The sequence below is a fragment of the Mycobacterium sp. genome, assembly GCF_035697385.1.
In the GTDB taxonomy this organism is placed as follows: domain Bacteria; phylum Actinomycetota; class Actinomycetes; order Mycobacteriales; family Mycobacteriaceae; genus Mycobacterium.
In genome coordinates this window covers 1-20,826 of record NZ_DASSCY010000053.1, presented here as the reverse complement: position 1 = coordinate 20,826, position 20,826 = coordinate 1, and the positions used below count along the sequence as shown (strand labels likewise).

Here is a 20,826-nt window from a genome sequence, read left to right as displayed (position 1 = left end):
CCGGCCGCCGTCGCCGATGACCTGATGTATCCCGACAAGCCGGGGCGCTATGCCACCGACGTGCCCGGGATGAACTACGACGCCCACCTCTCCGCGCCCTGCACCAACATGGAGCTCTTCACCTTCGGACGCGGACCAGGCGGCGAGGCGTTGCAATGCCGCTGGATCGAGAACCAGTGGCCACCCGTGTACACGGGGTTCTGGGTCGCGACCTACGAATTGTTCGGCGTCCAGGACATCGGCGCGCCATGCCCCAAGCCTCAGGCGGCGGCCCAGGCTCCCGACGGCCGCCCGCTGCTGTGCTTGGGCGCGCAAGGTTGGCAGCCCGGATTCTTCACCCGCGACGGCTTCTTCCCGAGATAGCCACGCGGCTTTGCAGGGCCGGCGGATTCCCACCGCCGCGCGCAACTTCGCGCCGTTTAGCTACGGGGCATATTCAGGGCAGTAGGTGGCGGTCGCGGCGCCCACGAAGAAGCCGCTCTGCTCGACACCGAGCCCGCTTTCGTTCATGACTTCCACCGTGGCGTCCTCCAGCGAGTTGCCCTCCGACATGTACACGCACACCCCGTTGGCCACCAGGATTGCGTCCGACGCACTGGTGTAGGGAATGCCCTCTCCATCGAGCACACTGATGAAGATCTCGTCGGCCTCGTCGGCGTGCGCTGGCGCTGCCAGCACGGTGGCCAGTGCGGCCCCTGCGGCCACCACTGAAAAGACGAACCTCGCGCGCATCGCAGACTCCTGTCAACTGGCTGTGAAAGCGCAGAATACGTCAACGAGCGGGCGTCCGCTGACCTTTGCTACAAGCACGAATACTTAATTCAGGGGCTACCCGGCGGCCATAAAGGCGCCATTCGCCAGTGCGTATCGATTAGGTGCGCAGCGTCCGACTCGGCTTGGTTCCGAACGCCTGCCTGTAGGCGATGCTGAATCGGCCGGGATGGCTGAAGCCCCATCGGCCCGCAATCGCGGTGACGGTGTCGACCGCGGGGTCGGCGGCCTGCAGATCGCGGTGGGCACGGTCCAGGCGCAGCCGCCGCAGGTATTCCAGCGGGGTGGTGCCGAGATGGCGGCGGAACATGTACTGAACTGAGCGAGGTGTGACGCCAACAGCGGCCGCGATGTCGCCCAATCCGATGTCCCTCTGCGCATTGTCGTGAATGAACGTCAGCGCCCGGCGCAGCAGCGGAGGCTGCTCGGTGTCAGCAAACGGATCTACTCGGTTCAGCATTTGGCTGGTCGGTATACCCAATCTCGAAACGCCGAAAACGGGCTCGCTCCATAGTTTTGTCCTGACACGATCTGCGTCATGACCGAACGCATCGAAGTCCAGCGCACCATCGCCGCACCCGCCGCCGACATCTTCGCGGTCCTGTCCGATCCGCAGGGTCACGTCGCCATCGACGCCTCGGGCATGCTGCAGGACGCCGACGGCGATCCGGTTTCCGCGGTCGGTGACACCTTCGTCGTGCACATGGACCGCGAGGCGCTCAACGACTTCCCGCTGGGCCGCTACGACGTCACAGTCACCATCCGCGAGTTCGACAAGGACCGGCTCATCGCGTGGACCATCCTCGGCCAGATCCGGCCGCAGATCGGGCACGTCTACGGCTACCGGCTCGAGCAGGTCGCCGACGGCACGCTGGTCACCTCGTTCTACGACTGGTCCGATATCGACCCGCACTGGCGGGAGGCCGGCATATTCCCTGTGATATCCGAAGGCGCCCTGCGCGCAACGTTGGGCATTCTCGACCGAACCGTGCGCCGGGGCTATCCACGCGGCTGACTCTCAGCGTCAACCGTCGGTTGACGAATGGATAGCGTCAATCTAGAGTTGACGCTATGACCGAGTCTGCGAAGATCACCAACCCCGTCCGCCTCGATGACCTCATCAACGTCATCAAGCAGGTGCATGCCGAACCGCTGGAACAGCTGACCGACGCCGTGCTGGCCGCGGAGTCCCTCGGTGAGATCGCCGACCATCTGATTGGCCACTTCGTCGATCAGGCCCGCCGATCGGGGGCGTCGTGGACCGACATCGGCAAGTGCATGGGCGTCACCAAACAGGCCGCGCAGCAACGGTTCGTCCCAAAAGTCGATGCCGCACTTGACCCCAACGCCGGCTTCGGCCGATTCACTCCCCGCGCGCGCAACGTCGTCGTAGTCGCGCAGAACAAGGCGCATGAGGCCGGCAACACCGAGATCACGCCCGACCACCTGCTGCTCGCGCTGTTCGCCGAGCCGGAAGGCCTCGCAGCGAAACTCCTTGCCGGACAAGGTGTTGACGGCGACGCGGCAGCCAAGGCCGTGACGCTTCCGCCCAAGGCCGACGAGATACCCTCGCTGATACCGTTCAACAGCCAAGCGAAGAAGGCGCTGGAATTGACCTTCCGCGAAGCACTTCGACTCGGCCACAACTACGTCGGTACCGAGCACATCCTGCTGGCGCTGCTCGAGGCCGAGGACGGCGACGGCCCGTTGCACGGACTCGGCGTGGACAAGGACCGCGTCGAAAGCGAACTCGTGACCGCGCTCGAATCCCTGACGAAGGGCTGATCTCACATCCGCGACGGCCGCCACGTCTTCATGATGTGAAGGTGCAACCGTTCGAGGACGTGGTGGCCGAGCATGGTCCGACCGTGCTGCGGGTGTGCCGCGCGGTCGTCGGCCCCGTCGACGCCGAAGACGCCTGGTCCGAGACGTTCCTCTCGGCGCTTCGCGCGTACCCCGAACTACCCGAAGACGCCAACGTCGAGGCGTGGCTGGTGACCATCGCGCACCGCCGCGCCCTCGACGTCGGCCGTGCCCGCTCCCGGCGCCCCGTACCGACCGACACGCTGCCCGATCGCCCCGCAGCCCGCGCCGACCCCGCCGCCCGCGACCCCGACCTATGGGCGGCCCTGAAACGGCTGCCCACCAAACAACGCCAGGCCGTGGCCTACCACCACATCGCCGGCCTGCCCTTCGCCGAAATCGCCGAACTACTCGGCAACTCCCCCGACGCCGCGCGCCGAGCCGCCGCCGACGGCATCAAGACTCTCCGCAAGCGCTACCAAGAGGACGAAACAGCATGACTACCAACATGTTCGATGAACTACACGCCGACACCGCGACACTGGACCGCCTCCATCAGCGGCTGGAACGAAACGCCGACGCCGACGGCCTGCTCGACATCGCGTACCGGACCATCGACACCCCGGTCGGCACGCTGCTGCTGGCCACCACCGCCGTCGGCCTCATTCGGGTCGCCTACGACATCGAGGGCCACGACGCAGTGCTGGCCACGCTGGCCGACACGGTGAGCCCCCGCATCCTGCGCGCCCCGGCGCGGCTGGACGCCACGGCGCGCCAGATCGAGGAGTACTTCGCCAAGCGCCGCACGGCCTTCGAGGTGCCGATCGACCTACGGCTCGCCGAGGGCTTTCGCCGCAACGTCATCGAGCACCTGCGCGATATCGGCTACGGCCGGCGCGAAAGCTACGCCACGGTCGCCGCCGCGATCGGTCACCCCCGCGCCGTGCGCGCCGTCGGCACCGCCTGCGCCCACAACCCGCTTCCGGTGGTGATCCCCTGCCACCGCGTCGTGCGGTCGGACGGCTCGACGGGCTCCTACGTCGGCGGACCGCTGGCCAAGTCGACGCTTCTGGACCTCGAGGCGGCCTGAGGAATGAATCGGGGGGTGCGGCGGTAGATACAGAGCATGAAACTCGACGACGCCGCCCGCGAGCTCATCGGCGATGGCACCGACGCGACGCTGGTCACGCTCAACCCCGATGGCAGCCCCCAGGTCACCGTGGTGTGGGTCGCTCTCGAATCGACGCCCGACGGTGACGAACTCGTCTCGGCACACCTTGCCGAATATCAGAAGACCCGCAACATCCGCCGTGACCCGCGGGTGGCTGTGACAATCCTGTCCACCAAGCACCCGCTGCAGCAGACGCCGTACCTGGCCATCACAGGCACGGCGCGGGTGGAGGACGGCGGCGCGCCGGAGCTGCTCAAGAAGCTGGCCAAGACGATGCTCGGCTCGGATGAGCACTTCCCGCCGCCCAACGCGCCCGCGGGATTGCTCACGCGCATCCGCATTGACAAGGTCGGCGGCCTGGGCCCCTGGGCGTCCTGACCTCGAAGCGGCTGTAACACGTTTCAGTCTGTGCCATCATTTCTGGCATGCGTCGCTGGTTCATGCTCCTGGTCGCGGTCATGGCGGTTGCGGCCGGCTTGACCGCCGCACCCGCGTCTGCCGTCGAAGCTCCCATCGGGCGCCTCGGCGAGACACTGCGCGTCCAGTACAAGGGGCTGGTCGCCGACGTGGCCGTCACCAGCATTGACCCCTCCCCTGTCCCGCCCGGATTCGGGTATCCGCCGCGCGCCCCGCGCTACCAGGTCTTCCGCGGCAATGTCACGATCACACCCGTGCAGCTGCCGACGGCGTTCGCCATGGGTATCACGTTCTCCTTCCGTGGCGTGACACCGACCGGCGACGCGTACGAGCCACGCAACAGCGACGCCCCTGACGCGTTGCAGTACGGCATGCAGGCCGCCCAGGTGGGCAAGACCTTCAGCGGTGGTGTGTGGTGGGACTGCTACCGCGACCTGGTGTCCAACGTCGTGCTCATCGACAAGATCACCGGGCAACACCTCGCCCAATGGAACGTGTACTGAGCGTTGGCAATTGAGGTTGCCGCCGCCGTCGAGGCCGATCTTCCCGAACTGGCCGACGTTGCCGCCCGCACCTTCCCGCTGGCTTGCCCGCCGTCGGTGACGCCGGAAAACGTCGTCGCATTCATCGATGAGAACCTCTCCGAAGATCGGTTCCGCGACTATCTCGCCGACCCCGACCGCGCGGTGCTGGCCGCGCGCGAAGACCAGCGAATGGTGGGCTACGTCATGCTCATTCGCGGCGTCCTCGACGACGAAGACGTCCAGCGCGCCGTGCCGTTGCGCCCGGCCGTCGAGCTGTCGAAGATGTACGTCCTGCCCGACAGCCACGGCGCCGGTGTGTCCGCGGCACTGATGTCGGCGGCGTTATCCCGCGCCACTGAATTGAACGCCAAGTGCGTGTGGCTTGGTGTCAATCAGAACAACCAGCGTGCGCAACGCTTCTACTCCAAGTACGGGTTCACAATCAACGGCACCAAGACTTTTCGGCTGGGCGCCGCCATCGAGAACGACTTCGTGATGGTGCGCCCGCTGTAGCGTCGTGAGTCATTGATTCGGCGCTAGTCAGCGACGCTTCATCCTGTTCAGTGTGCATGTACCGCTTTGACTGTGCGTTGACTGCGTCCAATGTGCTCCCAGTGCGCATTCACTCGAAAAGTCCTGCAGTACAGGCACACTCGATGCACCCATCGCACACTCGGCGCGAGCCGCGACGCGCTCCCGAGGTACGTTGTTCCAACCTCGAACTGCTCCGGACTCAACGTCTCACGACACTAGCGCGTCAACGCCAGCAGCCGCGATGTCGCCCGCAGATACTTCTTGCGAAAGCCGCCGGCCAGCATCTCGTCGCTGAAGATGGTGTCCAGCTTCGCGCCTGAGGCGACCACGGGAATGCCTGCGTCGTAGAGGCGATCCGTCAACGAGACCAGCCGCAGCGCCACGTTCTGATCGTCGATCGGGTGCACGCCTGTGATGAACACCGCCGTCACGCCCTCGATCAGTGTCAGGTACCGAGACGGGTGCATGGTCGCCAGATGCGCGCACAGCGCGTCGAAATCGTCCACGGTCGCACCCGGTGCGTCGGCGGCACGCGCGACGACCTGCTCGTCGCTCAGCGGCTCAGGTGCGGGCGGCAGGTCGCGATGGCGGTAGTCCGGACCTTCGATCCGGACCGTGGTGAAAATCGAAGCGAGAGTGTGGATTTCACGTAGGAAATCCTGCGCGGCGAAGCGGCCTTCGCCCAGCTGCTCGGGCAGCGTGTTCGACGTGGCCGCCACCGACACCCCGCGCTCGACGAGTTGCGACAACAGCCGCGAGATCAGCGTGGTGTTGCCTGGGTCGTCCAGCTCGAACTCGTCGATACAGACCACCACGTAATCGGCCAGTAGCTCAATGCATTCGACGAATCCGAACACCCCCGCGAGCTGGGTCAGCTCGCCGAACGTGGCGAACGCCCGCTTGAACTGGGGGGCTCCCGGCACCGCGTAGTACGACGACGCCAGCAGATGCGTCTTGCCGACGCCGAATCCGCCGTCGAGGTACATCCCGACACCGGGCAGCACCTCGCGCCTGCCGAACATTTTCTTCTTGCCCGCCCGCCGCGCCATCGCCTGCTCGCAGAACTGCCGACTCGACTGCACCGCCGCGGCCTGCGACGGCTCGGCCGGATCGGGCTTGTAGGTGTCGAAGCTGACATCGGCGAACGTCGGCGGCGGAACGAGTTGGGCGATGAGTCGCTCCGGCGTGACGGTCGGGTGTCGATCGACCAGGTGCGCGACACCGCTGGACCCGTGCATGCAGGCACCATAGCGACGTGCTGCAATTCTGCGTATGTCCGATGAGGGTGGCGGGATGCAGCTCACAGTGCTGGGACCGGTCGAGACCGTCGATGACAGTCGGCTGACCGACCTCTATGCCTACCCCGACGACCTGCAATCGTGCTGGGTGCGGGGCAACATGATCGCCAGCGTCGACGGCGGGGCCACCGACGACGGCAAGGCGGGCGGGCTGGCAGGCGCGGGTGATCGCGCGCTGTTCGCGATGCTTCGCCACCTGGCCGACGTCATCGTCGTCGGCGCCGCCACCGTGCGCATCGAGAACTACTCCGGCGCCCAGCTTTCAGTCGCGCAGCGGCAGGCTCGGCAGCGCCGCGGACAGGCCGAGGTGCCGCCGATCGCCGTCGTCACCCGCGCCGGTGCCCTTGACCCGAGCGCGCGGTTGTTCACCCGCACCGAGGTGCCCCCGCTGATCCTGACGTCCGCACGGTCGGTCGCCGACACGCGCAGTCGGCTCGGGGCGGTCGCCGAGGTGATCGACGCGTCCGGGCCTGATCCCGACGCGGCCGACCCCGCGGTGGTCCTCAAGATCCTGGCCGACCGGGGGTTGTTCCGCGTGCTCACCGAGGGCGGCCCGCTGTTCCTTGGCTCGCTCATCGAGAATGACCTGCTCGACGAGCTGTGCCTGACCGTCGCGCCGGTCCTGGTCGGGGGCGCGTCCAAGCGAACCGCCACCGGGGTCGGCAACGTGCACACCAAGATGCGGCGCGCCCATCTGCTGGCCGACGACGAGGGCTATCTCTACAGCCGCTACGTCAGAGGTGAGTAACTCGGCCATCAGTACTCTGGTCGGCATGCGTCGGCGTCGTCTGGTCCGGGTTGTTGGCACCGCGACTGTCGCGCTGTCCACTTTGCTGGCTGGCTGCGCACCGGGCCTGGCTGCCAACCCGCGCTATGCCACCGACTCTGGCGCCGGACCTCAGGGCCAACCGGAGACCTCCAAGGCGCCCGAGGGTCCACCGCCGATCGAGGCGCCCAAGAACGATCTGGCCTGGCGCGACTGCACCTCAAGGGTGTTCAGCGACGCGGCGGTGCCGCCCATCCCGGGTGTGACGCTGCAATGCGCCACCTATGACGCCGACCTCGACCCGATCAGCGGTGCCACAGGGACGATCACCATCGGCGTGGTGCAGGCCAAATCGGCGCAGACGCCGGAAGATGCCGGACCGCTGGTGATGACCACGGGATCCGATCTGCCGTCGTCGATCCAACTGCCGGTGTGGCTGTCTCGGGCCGGTGCCGACGTGCTCAAGACCCACCCGATCGTGGCCGTCGACCGCCGCGGCATGGGCCTGTCCGGGGCACTGGATTGCCGCGACCTGTTCGGCCGCCAGGAAATGATCGACCAAGCTCAGTTCGAATCCGGCGACGACCCCGTCGCCAACCTCGGCGCCGTCACCCAAACCGCCACAACGAGTTGCACCGACACCATCGCACCCGGTGACTCGGCCTACAGCAACAAGCACGCCGCCGAGGACATCGAGCGGCTGCGCAGCACCTGGGACTCGCCGACGATCGCGCTTCTGGGAATCGGCAACGGCGCACAGGTGGCGCTGGCCTACGCAGGCTCGCATCCGAACAAGGTGTCGCGCCTGGTGCTCGACTCCCCCTTGCCGCTGGGCATCGCTGCCGAGGCGGCAATGGAACAGAGGGTCAAGGGCCAACAGGCCGCGCTCGACGCGTGGGCCGCGCAATGTGTCGCCACCAACTGCCCGCTGGCGCCGGATCCCAAGGCTGCTGTCGACTCCCTGCTTGCGGCCGCGCGCGACGGCCGGGGACCCGGTGGCGCGTCGGTGGCCGCCGTCGTGGACGCCATCTCGACGGCGCTGGCCTACCCGCGCGGTGATCGCGTCGACGCGGGCAACGAACTCGCTGCGGCGGTGGCGGCGGCGCGCTCGGGCGACACGAGCCAGATGACCAACCTGATCACGCAGGCTGAATCCCTGCGGCAGACCGACGGCCAGTTCGTCAACAGCTGCAGCGATGCGCTGAATCGGCCAACCCCCGACCGAGTCCGCGAACTCGTCGTTGCATGGGGCAAGCTCTACCCGCAGTTCGGCACCGTCGGTGCGCTCGACCTCGTCAAGTGCCTGAACTGGCCCAGCGGCTCGGCCCCGCAGGACCCGAAGAACCTCCAGATCCCCGTGCTGCTGCTCGGCGTGCAGAACGACCCGATCGTCGGCAATGAAGGCGTTGCCGCGGTCGCCGCCACCGTGATCAACGCCGGCACCGCCAACAAGCGGGTGATCTGGCAGGGCATCGGCCACGGCGCCAGCATCTACTCCCCCTGCGCGCTGCCGCCGGTGATCGGCTACCTGGACAGCGGCAACCCGCCGCCCACCGACACGTACTGCCCGGCCTGACGCCCGGCGCCATGGGCGTCGGTGTACGGTGCGCTGGTGGCGGCACCTGACTCCATCCGTACCGGCCTACTGAGCGCGTTCGCACCCCGCACCTCCCCACCCAGCACGGCAACCGTGTTGCGGTCGATCCTGTGGCCGATCGCGATCCTGTCGGTCATCCACCGCAGCTACATCCTGGCCACCAACGGCTACATCACCGACGACTTCGCGCCCGTCTACCGCGCGGTGGTCAACTTCAAGTTCGGCTGGGACATCTACAACGAGCACTTCAACCACGTCGACCCGCACTACCTCTACCCGCCCGGCGGCACGCTGATCATGGCGCCGTTCGGATATCTGCCCGTCGACGCGTCCCGGTACTGGTTCATCTTCTTCAACACGCTGGCGATCGTGCTGGCTGCGTATTTCCTGCTGCGGCTCTTCAAGTTCACGTTGGCGTCGGTGGCCGCGCCCGCGCTGCTGCTGGCGATGTTCTGCACCGAGAACGTCACCAACACCCTGGTTTTCGGCAACATCAACGGCTGCGTGCTGCTGCTCGAGGTGCTGTTCTTCCGGTGGCTGCTCGACGGCAACAAGAGTCACGAGTGGTGGGCCGGGGTGGCGATCGGGTTGACGCTCGTGGTCAAACCTCTGCTGTTGCCATTGCTGTTGCTGCCCTTGCTGAACCGGCAGTGGCGGGCATTGGTGACCGCATTCGTGGTGCCGCTGGTGTTCAACGCCCTTGGCTGGGTGCTCGTGAGCGACCCGATGAACTTCGTCACCAAGACGCTGCCCTATATCTTCGAAACCCGCGATTATTTCAACAGTTCGATCCTTGGCAACGGGACGTACTACGGCTTGCCGGTATGGCTGATTCTGTTGCTGCGCTTCGGATTTGCCGCGTTGGCCGCGGTGTCGCTGTGGCTGCTGTACCGGTACTACCGGCACCGCGATCCGCTGTTCTGGATGTTGACGTCCTCAGGTGTACTGCTGGTCGCGTCGTGGTTGGTGCTGTCGCTGGGTCAGGGCTACTACTCGATGATGCTGTTCCCGTTCTTGATGACGGTGGTGCTGCCGAACTCGGTGATCCGCAGTTGGGTGGCGTGGCTGGCGATCTACGGCTTTATGACGATGGACCGCTGGCTGCTCGGCCATTGGCCGTCTACGGGTCGCGCGCTGGAGTATCTGAAGATCACCTACGGCTGGTCGCTGATCCTGGTGGTGGTGTTCGCGGTGCTGTGCTTCCGGTACCTCGACGCCAAACAGGAGGGGCGACTCTCTGAGGGGATCGATCCGCGGTGGATGAGGGACAAGAAGGCGGAGCCCGCGCCGGCGTAGTCGCTATGCCGGGTAGACGGCGAACTCGGCGCTGTCCGCTACACAAGTGAACAGCAGTGGCTGTGTCATCGCGTTGCCCGAATAGCACGTAAACGGGCCGATCTCCTGATACTTATCGCCCGAAAGGTCGTACTGAACGGCGAAGTCAGAGGCAGTTATGCAGTCGATATCGCCGACGGTGATCTCGATCAGTTGGCCGGACCGCGGCGGGCACTGAAATGAGTTCGGCGATTCGGCGACAGAGACACCGTCGGGCGCCGCGATGCTGGCGGGAGCGCCGCCCAGCGCGAGCGCGGTAACTGCAGCGACGAGCGCAATCATCGCGAGTGTTGGGTATGACCGCCGAATGCCCATCCGCGCATCATCTCACCGTGTAGTCGCACACCGCCTGGGTTGCGGCAAAGTGCATAACACTTGCTCACGTCACTCGTGCGCCCGGTGAAGTAGCGTGGTTTTATGACGACTCCGGGCCCCAAGGTGCAACTCACCGACGACGAGTGGCGCAAGAAGCTCACCCCCGACGAGTTCGCGGTGCTGCGGCAGGCCGGCACCGAGAGGCCGTTCACGGGTGAATACACCGACACGAAAACCGAAGGCGTTTACGAGTGCCGGGCGTGCGGCGCCGAGCTGTTCCGCAGCACTGAGAAGTTCGAATCGCATTGCGGCTGGCCGTCTTTCTTCGACCCAGCCAAGTCCGACGCAGTGATCCTGCGACGTGACGACTCGCTGGGCATGACTCGTGTCGAGGTGCTGTGCGCCAACTGCCACAGCCACCTCGGCCATGTCTTCGAGGGCGAGGGTTACCCGACGCCGACCGATCAGCGCTACTGCATCAATTCAATCTCGCTGCGACTGGTACCAGCTTCGAGTTAGCCGTCGCAGGCCGCAACATTCCGAGCAGATCGGCGGCGCTGACCGGCGGGCTGTAGTAGAAGCCCTGCGCCACATCGCATCCGTAATCGCGGAGCTTGGCGGCGGTTTCGGCATTCTCAACGCCTTCGCCAACGGTGGACAGGCCCAGCACATGGGCGAGATCCACAACCGCCCGCACTACCGCCGCTGCCCGTGGGTCGACCGTGATGGGCGCGATGAAGTGATGATCCAGCTTTACTTCGTCGATCGGCAAGTCACGCAGATACGACAGCGTCGAGTACCCATTGCCGAAGTCGTCGATGGCGATCCGGATTCCGCGTTCCCGCAACTGGTGAAGCACGGTCTGCGTTCGACCGATGTTGTCCAGGAACAAGTCTTCGGTGATCTCGACAGTCAGGGCGGTCGCCCTGAGGCCACGGACGGAGAGCGCACGGGCAATCGTGGCGGGCAGCTTCAGGTCGGCCAGCGACGGAGCGAACAGGTTGATCGCAATTGGTATGTCGACACCGGCGACCTGCCATCGGACCGCGTCGTCGAGCGCCTTGTTCAGCACCAAGTCGGTGGCGGCACCCATCAAGCCATGTCGGCGCACCAACGGCAGGAATTCCTCGGGGCCGAGAAGGCCGCGGTCGTGGTGGGGCCACCGCAGCAGCGCCTCGACACCGACGATTTCCGTAGTGCGCAGATCGAACTTGGGTTGATACACCAGGGTGAGGTCGTAGCGGTCGATGGCTTGCCGAAGTTCTCCCAGCAGCCGCACCATCGCCGCGCCACTGGCCGCGGGCAACCTCTCCGGTCGCCTCAACAGCTCCGTGTCGACGGGATCGGCCCACTGCAGCTCCGAGGTGTAGGGATGCACACCGCCGATCCGCGACCGCTTGGCCGAATACATCGCCATATCGGCCTGTTTGAGCAATTCCTCGGCAGACAGGCCCACATCGTCGGCCGCCGCGACGGCGAGCCCGACGCTGGCACGCATCAACAGCTCCTGGTCGTCGATCACGAATGGCTCGTCGAAGGCCTCCACCACTCGGTGAGCGACGAGATGCACCTGCTGAATGCTGCCTTCCACGAGAACGGCGAATTCATCGCCGCCGACGCGGGCGACGGTGTCGCTCGTGCGCACACAGTCGAGGATGCGCCGAGCGGCGCGGTGCAAGAGGGCGTCGCCGGCAGGATGCCCGAGGCTGTCGTTGACGAGCTTGAAATCGTTGAGGTCCAGTAACAGCACCGCCACCGAAAGATCGCTGCCCGGGCGCATTCTCATGGCGTGCTTGAGCCGGTCGTGGAACCGCGCGCAATTCGCCACGCCCGTCAGAGGATCTAGCAGGGCCTGCTCGGCCACGGTCGCCAACAGCTGCCGGTTCTCGCTGACCACCAAGAACTGCCGGATGAGGACCGCCACAATGACGATCACCGCGACCGGAAGTACGGGGCTCGAAACGAAGCTGTCGGGCGGATCGATGGCAGTTACCACTGCTCCCAACAGAACCGGCACATACGGCAGCCATATCGACGCCCATGACGGCATCTGTCTGGCAACGGGTACGTGCGTCCCCTCGCGCGCTGCCACCGTGGCCACCGCTATAAGGAGCAGGCCTGCGACCCATCCGATCTCGATGGAGCTGCCGCTGGCGTAGTTGTCTCGGGCCGACAGGTAGGCAAATGCGCTGTCGGACAACACCATGCACAGCATGCCTATGGTCAGTAGCGTGAGCGCCACGCGTTGACCTGTTCGCGCCCTGGCGAGGACGAGCACGGCGACGGTCAGGACCACCAGATCCGAACCTGGATAGGCCAGCGACAGAGCCAGTGCCAGTCGGTTCTCGGCGCCCGCCGCGTACACCTCGTCCATCACGAGCACCCATGACACGGCGAACAACGACCCCGCCACAATCAACCCGTCGAGGGCAAGGCGGCTTCGGGAGTGACAGCTGTGTCCGCTCGGCAGCATCAGCAGGGCCAGACAGGCTCCGAGGGGAAAGATCAGGTATGCAGCGTCCGCCGGTGACGGAAACGGGTACCGGTGAAGGCCGAGCTCGTAGTAGGCCCATAGCATCTCGCCGACGGCCCATCCCCCAAGCCCGAACGCCATGAACGTCCATGCGGCGCGTTGCCTGCCGTGGGTCGAGCGAGCCGTCGCAGCCGCGCCGACCGCCGCGACCGTTGTCAGCACGATGAACACGACATCGTCGATGACCTTGACCGCGGTTCCCTGCGTCCAGCCTCCGACAAGCCAGGCGGTAAACACGACGAATACGACCGCGGCTATGCCCGCGGCGCGCGCCGTCTTCGGCACGGGCCTCAGCCCCTTCCCCATCCGCCGCGTTTACCCCGACGCCACAGCGCGATTTTGACGGCTGCGACATTTTAGCAACGTTCGCCGGATATTCGGCGTCTATTGACGTGGGTTTGCCAATCCAGGACACGATCGCCGCGGGACGAGGTGGCACCCGGGTGCGATCACTGTGTCCCTATTGCCACTGCCATCGTCGCCGGTTTTACGGCGCGATTGGGGCCAGACCAGGCAAATCCGAACCGACTAGCGCGTAGCCAAGGCAAGCATCTCGTCGACCGACCACTGGTCGTCGGCGTGCTCGCCGTACTTGCATGCACGCACCGTGCCGTCGACGCCGATGAGGAAATCGGCGGGCTTACCCAGATGGCCCTCGCCCAAACCGAGTGCGCCGGACGCAGTCGTCCAACGCATTCCTTTGGCGCCTGCACGCCAGGCCCGCGGATGAAGGATCGACCGGATCGACGACTCGACCCCGAACTCCTTGTACAACTTGCGATCCGGGTCCGCCACCACGGCGAAGGGCAGGTCGGCCTGGTAGCGGCGAAGCTCATCGGCTGCCGAATCAAAGACCACTACCTCGCGAATGCCCGCATCCGCGATCTCCTGATGCCGCCGCATTACGTCCCGCATGTGCAAGTTGCAGATCGGACAGTGGGCGAAACGCCGGAACTGAAGGTGCACGATGGCGTCGAGCGAGGGGACGGCGACACCTGTGCCGTCGATCGTCATCAGGTTCCGCTTGTCGACCCTGTCGCCTACATCCACCATGACAAACTCCGATGGGTTTGATCGCCGAAACAGACGCCGCGCTCGACTGATCCGGGCTTTAACGGCAAGGGATTCTATATCGGCGGCTACGGCAGATTGGCGACGAGCTCTCCCACGCCGCGCGCGGGCGGACGGAAATTCAGGGGTGAGTACACCGACACGACGATCGAGGGCGTCTACGGGAGTCGGGCGTGCGGCGCCGAGATGTTCCTTAGCACCGAGAAGTTCGAATCGGATTGCGGCTGGCCGTCTTTCTTCGACCCGGCGCTACGGCATCAATTCGATCTCGCTGCGGCTGGTTCCTTCGTAGCCGAGATCAGCTCGAGCACGTCGTCTGCAGCAAGCGGTGCACTGTAGTAGAAGCCCTGGGCGATGTCGCAGCCGTAACGCCGGAGTTGCTCCGCGGTTTCGGCATTCTCGACACCCTCGGCAACTGTCGTCAGGCCCAGCGCGTGTGCAAGGTCGATGACCGCGCGGACGATCGCAGCGGACCGCGAGTCGCCGAGCAGTGGTGCGATGAATTGCCTGTCCATCTTCACCTCGTCGATCGGCAAGTCTCGCAAGTACCGCAGTGCCGAGTAGCCACTGCCGAAATCATCGACAGCCACGCGGATCCCGTTCTGTCGCAGTTCGTGCAGCACCGCTCGGGTCCGGTCCATGTTGTCCAGAAGTAGATCCTCGGTGATCTCCACGGTCAGCGTTTCCGGTCTCAGATTGCGCTCGGTGACCGCGCGGACGACACGGCCGGGCAGTTTGAGGTCGCCGAGCGACGGAGCGAAGACGTTGACCGCAATCGGCAGTTCGATTCCTTGCGAGTACCACTGGGCGGCGTCGTCAAGTGCTTGTGCCAGTACGAGTTCGGTGACGGACCGCATCAGGCCATGCTTGCGGACCAAGGGCAGGAACTCGTCGGGTCCGAGCATGCCCCGTTTGGGATGTGGCCACCGGACCAGTGCCTCGACGCCGACGATCAATCCGTCGCGCAGGTCGAATTTGGGCTGATACACAACGGTCAAGTCGAGATTGTCGATGGCATGGCGCAGTTCGTCCAACAGCCGGACACCCGCGCCACCCCGTGCACTCACATACATTCCCGGTGCGTATGTGTGTACGCCGCCTGCCCGCGAGCGCTTGGCCGAATACATGGCCACATCAGCCTGTTTCAACAATTTGTCGGCGGAGGTGTCCGGATCGTCGGGAGAAGCAATTGCAAGGCCGACGCTGGGCCTGATCACCCAGTCATGGCTGTCGACCACAAACGGTTCGTCGAACGCCCGCACCACCCGCTGGGCGAGCACGCGTGAATGTTGGGCGTCACCCTCCATCAGGACGGCGAACTCGTCACCACCGAGCCGCGCGACTGTATCGGCGGTACGCACGCAGCGCACAATCCGTTCTGCCGCCAAAGTAAGCAGCACGTCGCCGGCGGGGTGGCCCAGGTTGTCGTTGACGAGCTTGAAATCGTCGAGGTCCAACGACATCACCGCCACCGACTGGTTGTCGCGTTGGTGCAACTGCATTGCGTGCGTCAGACGATCGCTGAACAGTGCCCGATTCGCCAGGCCAGTGAGGGGATCACGCAAGGCTTGATCGGCCACCATCTCCAGCAGTCGCCGGTTTTGGCCGACGACGAGAAATTGCCGCGCCAGCACCACGACGATCAGCACCATCGACGTGTAGACGATGGGGGCCAATCCAGCTATGGACATGAAGTTCGGCGCGCATATCGCTGCCGCAGGGATGAGCGGAATGTACGGCAGCCACGTCGCCGTGCGGGAGGGCACCGATGCCCTTGCTTCCTCGGTATGCGGCGTCCGCCGACAGGTGAGTGCCGCGATGCTTATCAGAAGCAATCCCGCCAGCCACCCGATATCGACCACGCTGCCCTTCACATAGGCGTCGTGCGCGTCGAGGTACACCCAAATGCTGTCCGCTACTGCGTTCAGCACATTGCCCAACGCCAACAGGATCAGGACCATGCGACCCGAACGGGCGCGTGCCAGCACCAACAACGCCACGGTGACGACGATGATGTCCGTCACCGGATAGGCCAGGGACAGACCCAGGGCGAAGGGGCTGTCGCCGCCGTCCTCGTACACGGGCTGCAGCGCCGTCACCCACGAGATCTCGAATAGAGCGATGGCGACGATCAACGCGTCCAGCACGATGCGGGTTCGGGACAGTCCCGACTGTCCGACGGGAAACAACACCAGCGCCACACAGGTACAGACCGGATAGAGCAGGTAGGCGGCGTCGGCCACCGAGGGGAACGGGTCCGTGCGCGCCACCAGCTCGTAGTACGCCCACAGAGCCTCACCCACAGCCCAGCCCGCGAGTCCGACCGTCAGCCAGATCCATGCGGTTCGCTCTCGGCCGCGGGCCGATCGGGCGGCCAGGCCTGCACAGACTGTTGCGAACACTGCGAAGCCCACGAGCGCGCTCTCGTTGACGATGCGGACCGTGGACTCACCACCCCAACCAGCGATAGCCCACGCGGCGAACGCGATGGCTATGACTGTGGCGATACCCGCCACGCGGGCTGGTTTGGGCATCGATCAGAGGCTAGCAACATTTTTAGGGGTTGGATACTCCAGCTGACATTGAGCCCGACTTCGTTGCCATGCCGAGATGCGGATTGGCTTTTTGCTGTAATCGCCGCGATATTCCTAACACATCTACGTTGCCGATCTTCACGTTGACGCTCAGCAATTGACGGCAACGGCAACAAGCAGCAAATGTGATGAGGCAGAGCAAACGCGCCGACTGCTAGGGCAGCTTGGCGACGAGCTCCTCCACGCCGACGCGCGGGCCGGTGAAAAACGGCGTCTCCTCGCGGACGTGGCGGCGCGCGTCGGTGTAGCGCAGCTTCCACATCAACTCGACAATGCGGGCCAGGTCAGGGCCCTCGAACGCCAGGATCCACTCGTAGTCCCCCAGCGCGAATGCCGGCACCGTGTTGGCCCGCACGTCGGGGTACTCGCGGCCGGCCATGCCGTGCTCGACCAGCATCTTGCGCCGCTCGTCGTCGGGCAGCAGATACCAGTCCAGCGACCGTACGAACGGATACACGCAAACGTAGTCGCCAGGCGCCTCACCGGCGATGAACGCCGGCACATGGCTCTTGTTGAACTCAGCGGGCCGATGCAGCGCGACGACGCTCCACACCGGTTCGCTTGCCAGCCCGAGCGCGGTGCGACGGAACGCCGAATAGGTGGCTTGCAGATCCTCGACCCGCTCGGCGTGCGTCCAGATCATGTAGTCGGCGTCGGCGCGAAAGCCCGCGACGTCGTACAGACCGCGGACGACGACACCCTTGTCCTCCTGCTGCTTGAGGAACGTCGCGGTCTCGTCGACTACCGCCGCGCGCTCGTCCCCCAATGCCTCCGGTTGCACGGAGAAGACCGAGATCATCATGTATCTGGTCATCGAGTTGAGGGTGTCGTAATCGAGCTTGGCCATAGGTTCTATCGTGCCACGCGTGTGGTGACCAGCGACGCCGCCGCCCGCGTGGCCGCCGCGACACATGCCGGCACTCCGATGCCGTCCAGATAGCCGCCCGCGACCGCCAGCGTCGGCGGCAGTCCGGCGCGCAGCTCGGCGACCAGCTCTCCGTGGCCAGGCCCATACTGCGGCATCGCGTCGATCCAGCGCACCACCCGGCAGTCGACGGGCTCCATCGTCACGCCGAATACCGTCGCCAGGTCCTGCGCCGACCACGACAGCAGATCCTCGTCACCCGCACTTCGCGCCAGATCGTCGCCGAACCGGCCGTACGACAGCCGGACTAGCTCGACGTTTCCGCGCCGGCCCCACTTGCGCGATGACAGCGTAATTGCCTTGGCACGCAAGCGTTCTCCGCTGGCAACCAGGACTCCTGACTGATCAGGCATCGGCGTTCCGCCCGGCAACGCCAACGCCACCAGCGCTGCCGACGCCACCGCGATGCGCGCCGCCGCCGCCGCGGTCCGCGGTGCGATATGGCCGATGAGCCTCGGCAACACCGGCGCAGGGACGGCTAACACCACCGCGTCCGCGGGCCAGCGCGCGCCCTCATCGTCGACCACTTCCCAGCCCCTTGGCGACCGATTCACTTGCTCGACGGTCACCTGCGCCCATTGCACGCCCGCCCTGCGGATCAGCTCGTCGACGAGCACCGCGTAGCCACCCTCGACGGCGCCGAAAACTGATCGTGGTGGCGGCCCCGCACCTGCCAATGCGTCGCGCACCGCCTCGGTCAGGTTGCGTGCGCCGCGGTCCAGCGCCGCGGCGAGCGTCGGCGCGGCCGAGCGCACACCTATCGTTGCCGCGGACCCCGCATACACGCCGGCCAGCAGCGGGTCGACCGAGCGGGCCACGACCTGTTCGCCGAACCGATCTGCGACCAGATCGGCGACGGGCGGGTCGGCGCCGGGCCGCCAGGCAAACGGCCGGGTGCGCTCGTCGAGCATGCGGGCGATCGTGGCGTCGTCGACCAGCCCGGCCAGCGCCGACGGCTGAGCCGGGATGCCCTGCAGAGTGTCCTTCGGCAGCGGGTGCAGCCGGCCCTGGCTGTAGATCAGCGGGCGCGCACCGGTGGTGCCGATCTGCTTTCCTGCCAGGCCCAACTCGGCCAGCAGGGCCGGCACCTCAGGTCTGCGCGCGACGAACGCTTCCGCGCCGACATCGAGAGGTTGGCCGCCGATCCGCTCGGTGCGAAGCACGCCACCGAGCCGGTCGGCCGGGTCGAACACCGTGATCAACGCGTCCGGGCCGGCCGAGACCCGCAGCCGGTACGCCGCAACGAGACCCGAAATCCCGCCGCCCACAATGCAATACGATGCCGTCACAACGAATGCACCAAGGCGACGACGTCAGTGATCACCCCGGGATCGGTACTGGGCAGCACACCATGTCCGAGGTTGAAGATATGGCCAGCCGCGCCCGCGTCGACGGCGCGCCTGCCGTCCTCCACGACCGCACGGACCGCTGGCTCTACCACCGGCCAGCCTGCCAGCAAGACCACCGGGTCCAGGTTGCCCTGCAGCGCGGTTCCGGCCTGCACCCGCGCCGCTGCGTCGGTCAGCGACGTTCGCCAGTCCACCCCGACCACGCCCGCGCCGGCCTGCGACATCGCGCCGAGCAGTTCGGCGGTGCCCACCCCGAAATGGGTCATCGGCACGCCGGCGTCAGCAAGCGCGGAGAACACCCGTGTGCTGTGCGGCAGCACGTAGCTGCGGTAGTCGGCCAGCGACAGCGTCCCTGCCCACGAGTCGAACACCTGGATCGCGTCCACCCCCGCGTCGACCTGTACCCGCAGGAACGCGATCGTGACATCGGTCAGCGCCGTCATCAGCGCGTGCCACGTCTCCGGTTCGCCCAGCATCATCGCCTTGGTGCGCTCATGGTGCCGGCTGGGCCCGCCTTCGACGAGATAGGACGCCAGCGTGAACGGAGCGCCGGCGAACCCGATCAGCGCGACGTCCCCCAGCTCCGACACCAACTGCGACACCGCCTGCGCAACCGGCGCAACTTCTTGTGGCTCAAGCGGTTTCATCGCCCTGACATCGGCGATGCTGCGCACCGGGTGGTCGATGACCGGTCCGACATCGGGCACGATGTCCAGTTCGATGCCCGACGCGCGCAGCGGCACCACGATGTCCGAGAACAAAATGGCGGCGTCGACGCCGTGCCGACGCACCGGCTGCAGCGTGATCTCGGTGATCAGCTCGGCATCGAAGCACGCCTGCATCATGGTGTTCTTCGCGCGCAGCGCCCGGTATTCGGGCAGCGACCGGCCAGCCTGCCGCATGAACCACACCGGCACGCGGCTGGGTTTGCGGCCGCTGGCAGCGGCCAGATAGGGCGACTCGGGCAGCTCACGGCGGGTATCCATCGCCCCTAATGCTGCCATGGGGCTGAACCGACGCTGCTACTCCTCGCCTGCCAGATTGGGTGGCCATGGTCGCGGCGTGATGCACCGCGGAATCGTCGGCAGGCTGTCCCCTGCGACGTTCTCGGTGTCCCAGTCGAATTCGACGTCCTTCCATTCGGCAGGCGAGTCGAACGAGGCACGAAGACACTTGAACTTCGCGGACAGGAACGTCGTCCTGTCGGCGGCGAAGCTCGCACGGTCGAAGGAGACGTACTCACCCGTGAATCTTGCTTTGTCGAACGAGATGCTTGTTCCGGCGAACGTGGCGCCCTCGAAGGAGGTGCGCCGGGCCCGGAACGTCGCTCCGGTGAAGGTGGTCTCGGATTCGAACTTGGCGCCGCTGAACGAGACGTTCTCGGCGTTGAAGCCGGCGCCGTCGAAGGAGGTGGTCTGGGTGCGAAACGTCGCCCGATCAAACGAGACGTGGCGGCCGCTGAACGTCACGCCGTCCAGCGACGCCTCCTCGAAGAGGACGCCGGTGAAGTCGAAGTCGTTGCCCGACCAGCTCGAGTCGGCATTGCTTCGAAGATGGCGACCGATCACCCGAATGATGGTGTTTCGCACTTCGCGGTCGTTCTGGCGTATCGCCTGGCGGCGTTGCTCCTCGATATGGGTGGCGGGCGGGGTCGCCGACCACGTGGTGGTGGACACGAACTCGGTCAGGTGATTGTCACCGGAGTCGGGATCGAAGGGCAGGCGGAGGTAGCCGCACAGCATGTCGATGCACTGCTGGCGGCGCGCGAAGGCGGGACTTTCGTCGGCGACGGCGGCCAGCGCGTAGACGCCTGCCACGCGCAC

General features: G+C 65.9%; 23 protein-coding genes and 1 pseudogene. 13 read left to right on the top strand and 11 right to left on the bottom strand.

Annotated elements, in window-relative coordinates; all coding sequences use genetic code 11:
- Positions 1–363: hypothetical protein (locus tag VFH65_RS04855; protein ID WP_353320016.1), on the top strand; the 363-nt coding region annotated here is incomplete at its 5' end.
- A gap of 60 nt (positions 364–423) precedes the next feature.
- On the opposite strand, the gene VFH65_RS04850 is transcribed toward VFH65_RS04855, so the two are convergent.
- Both VFH65_RS04850 and VFH65_RS04845 read right to left on the bottom strand, forming a co-directional pair.
- Positions 424–732: a DUF732 domain-containing protein gene (locus VFH65_RS04850; RefSeq protein ID WP_353320015.1), complete on the bottom strand. Its 309-nt coding sequence runs from the start codon at positions 730–732 to the stop codon at positions 424–426.
- Positions 733–871: 139 nt separating this feature from the next.
- Positions 872–1,231 carry a helix-turn-helix transcriptional regulator gene (locus tag VFH65_RS04845; protein ID WP_353320014.1) on the bottom strand — a complete coding sequence of 120 codons (360 nt, stop codon included), beginning with the start codon at positions 1,229–1,231 and terminating at the stop codon, positions 872–874.
- Positions 1,232–1,309: 78 nt separating this feature from the next.
- Between VFH65_RS04845 and VFH65_RS04840 the strand changes: the two genes are divergently transcribed.
- The 7 genes from VFH65_RS04840 to VFH65_RS04810 are packed head-to-tail and all read left to right on the top strand — an operon-like array spanning position 1,310 to position 5,199.
- Positions 1,310–1,786 (top strand): SRPBCC family protein, encoded by a 477-nt coding sequence (locus tag VFH65_RS04840; protein ID WP_353320013.1) that lies wholly within the window; start codon positions 1,310–1,312, stop codon positions 1,784–1,786.
- 56 nt (positions 1,787–1,842) lie between these two features.
- Positions 1,843–2,556 carry a Clp protease N-terminal domain-containing protein gene (locus VFH65_RS04835; RefSeq protein ID WP_353320012.1) on the top strand — a complete coding sequence of 238 codons (714 nt, stop codon included), beginning with the start codon at positions 1,843–1,845 and terminating at the stop codon, positions 2,554–2,556.
- A gap of 41 nt (positions 2,557–2,597) precedes the next feature.
- A complete protein-coding gene (locus VFH65_RS04830; RefSeq protein ID WP_353320011.1) occupies positions 2,598–3,074 on the top strand; it encodes an RNA polymerase sigma factor in 477 nt (158 codons plus the stop codon).
- Positions 3,071–3,664, top strand: coding sequence for a methylated-DNA--[protein]-cysteine S-methyltransferase (locus VFH65_RS04825; RefSeq protein WP_353320010.1), 594 nt, complete (start codon positions 3,071–3,073; stop codon positions 3,662–3,664). The genes VFH65_RS04830 and VFH65_RS04825 overlap by 4 nt, the downstream gene beginning before the upstream one ends.
- Positions 3,665–3,700: 36 nt before the next feature.
- Complete coding sequence (locus VFH65_RS04820) at positions 3,701–4,123, top strand: PPOX class F420-dependent oxidoreductase (RefSeq protein WP_353320009.1); 423 nt, start codon at positions 3,701–3,703, stop codon at positions 4,121–4,123.
- A gap of 47 nt (positions 4,124–4,170) precedes the next feature.
- Positions 4,171–4,665 (top strand): hypothetical protein, encoded by a 495-nt coding sequence (locus VFH65_RS04815; protein WP_353320008.1) that lies wholly within the window; start codon positions 4,171–4,173, stop codon positions 4,663–4,665.
- 3 nt (positions 4,666–4,668) lie between these two features.
- Positions 4,669–5,199, top strand: a complete 531-nt coding sequence (locus VFH65_RS04810) for a GNAT family N-acetyltransferase (RefSeq protein WP_353320007.1) — start codon at positions 4,669–4,671, stop codon at positions 5,197–5,199.
- A 236-nt stretch (positions 5,200–5,435) separates the two neighbouring features.
- Here VFH65_RS04810 and zapE read toward each other — a convergent pair whose 3' ends face one another.
- Positions 5,436–6,494 carry a cell division protein ZapE gene (zapE, locus tag VFH65_RS04805; RefSeq protein WP_353320017.1) on the bottom strand — a complete coding sequence of 353 codons (1,059 nt, stop codon included), beginning with the start codon at positions 6,492–6,494 and terminating at the stop codon, positions 5,436–5,438.
- On the opposite strand from zapE, the gene VFH65_RS04800 reads away from it, so the two are divergent.
- Genes VFH65_RS04800 through aftC form a run of 3 tightly spaced genes read left to right on the top strand, consistent with a single transcriptional unit; the run spans position 6,493 to position 10,177 of the window.
- On the top strand, positions 6,493–7,266 hold the full coding sequence (locus VFH65_RS04800) for a pyrimidine reductase family protein (RefSeq protein ID WP_353320006.1): 774 nt from the start codon (positions 6,493–6,495) through the stop codon (positions 7,264–7,266). The two genes, zapE and VFH65_RS04800, sit on opposite strands and share 2 nt — an antisense overlap.
- 25 nt (positions 7,267–7,291) lie before the next feature.
- Positions 7,292–8,860, top strand: a complete 1,569-nt coding sequence (locus tag VFH65_RS04795) for an alpha/beta hydrolase (RefSeq protein ID WP_353320005.1) — start codon at positions 7,292–7,294, stop codon at positions 8,858–8,860.
- A gap of 21 nt (positions 8,861–8,881) precedes the next feature.
- Entirely contained in the window at positions 8,882–10,177 is a 1,296-nt protein-coding gene (aftC, locus tag VFH65_RS04790; protein ID WP_353320004.1) for an arabinofuranan 3-O-arabinosyltransferase, read from the top strand.
- 3 nt (positions 10,178–10,180) lie between these two features.
- On the opposite strand, the gene VFH65_RS04785 is transcribed toward aftC, so the two are convergent.
- The gene (locus VFH65_RS04785; protein ID WP_353320003.1) at positions 10,181–10,498 is read right to left on the bottom strand and encodes a hypothetical protein; all 318 of its coding nucleotides are present in this window, start codon (positions 10,496–10,498) and stop codon (positions 10,181–10,183) included.
- Between the two features lie 135 nt (positions 10,499–10,633).
- Here VFH65_RS04785 and msrB point away from each other — a divergent pair, with 135 nt between their 5' ends.
- Positions 10,634–11,050: a peptide-methionine (R)-S-oxide reductase MsrB gene (gene msrB, locus VFH65_RS04780; RefSeq protein WP_353320002.1), complete on the top strand. Its 417-nt coding sequence runs from the start codon at positions 10,634–10,636 to the stop codon at positions 11,048–11,050.
- On the opposite strand, the gene VFH65_RS04775 is transcribed toward msrB, so the two are convergent.
- Positions 11,010–13,349, bottom strand: a complete 2,340-nt coding sequence (locus VFH65_RS04775) for a putative bifunctional diguanylate cyclase/phosphodiesterase (protein WP_353320001.1) — start codon at positions 13,347–13,349, stop codon at positions 11,010–11,012. The two genes, msrB and VFH65_RS04775, sit on opposite strands and share 41 nt — an antisense overlap.
- Positions 13,350–13,592: 243 nt before the next feature.
- Positions 13,593–14,114, bottom strand: a complete 522-nt coding sequence (locus tag VFH65_RS04770; protein WP_414688359.1) for a peroxiredoxin-like family protein — start codon at positions 14,112–14,114, stop codon at positions 13,593–13,595.
- A gap of 123 nt (positions 14,115–14,237) precedes the next feature.
- Between VFH65_RS04770 and VFH65_RS04765 the strand changes: the two are divergent.
- Positions 14,238–14,381, top strand: a pseudogene (locus tag VFH65_RS04765) (peptide-methionine (R)-S-oxide reductase); the annotation flags it as partial.
- Between the two features lie 11 nt (positions 14,382–14,392).
- Here the strand turns inward: VFH65_RS04765 and VFH65_RS04760 are convergent.
- The 5 genes from VFH65_RS04760 to VFH65_RS04740 all read right to left on the bottom strand — a co-directional run.
- On the bottom strand, positions 14,393–16,669 hold the full coding sequence (locus tag VFH65_RS04760; protein ID WP_353319999.1) for a putative bifunctional diguanylate cyclase/phosphodiesterase: 2,277 nt from the start codon (positions 16,667–16,669) through the stop codon (positions 14,393–14,395).
- Between the two features lie 214 nt (positions 16,670–16,883).
- Positions 16,884–17,576, bottom strand: a complete 693-nt coding sequence (gene hemQ / locus VFH65_RS04755) for a hydrogen peroxide-dependent heme synthase (protein ID WP_353319998.1) — start codon at positions 17,574–17,576, stop codon at positions 16,884–16,886.
- A gap of 5 nt (positions 17,577–17,581) precedes the next feature.
- Positions 17,582–18,943, bottom strand: a complete 1,362-nt coding sequence (locus tag VFH65_RS04750; protein WP_353319997.1) for a protoporphyrinogen oxidase — start codon at positions 18,941–18,943, stop codon at positions 17,582–17,584.
- Entirely contained in the window at positions 18,940–19,989 is a 1,050-nt protein-coding gene (gene hemE, locus VFH65_RS04745; RefSeq protein ID WP_353319996.1) for a uroporphyrinogen decarboxylase, read from the bottom strand. The genes VFH65_RS04750 and hemE overlap by 4 nt, the downstream gene beginning before the upstream one ends.
- 36 nt (positions 19,990–20,025) lie before the next feature.
- Positions 20,026–20,826, bottom strand: an 801-nt coding sequence (locus tag VFH65_RS04740) for a pentapeptide repeat-containing protein (protein WP_414688358.1), incomplete at its 5' end; no start/stop codon positions are given.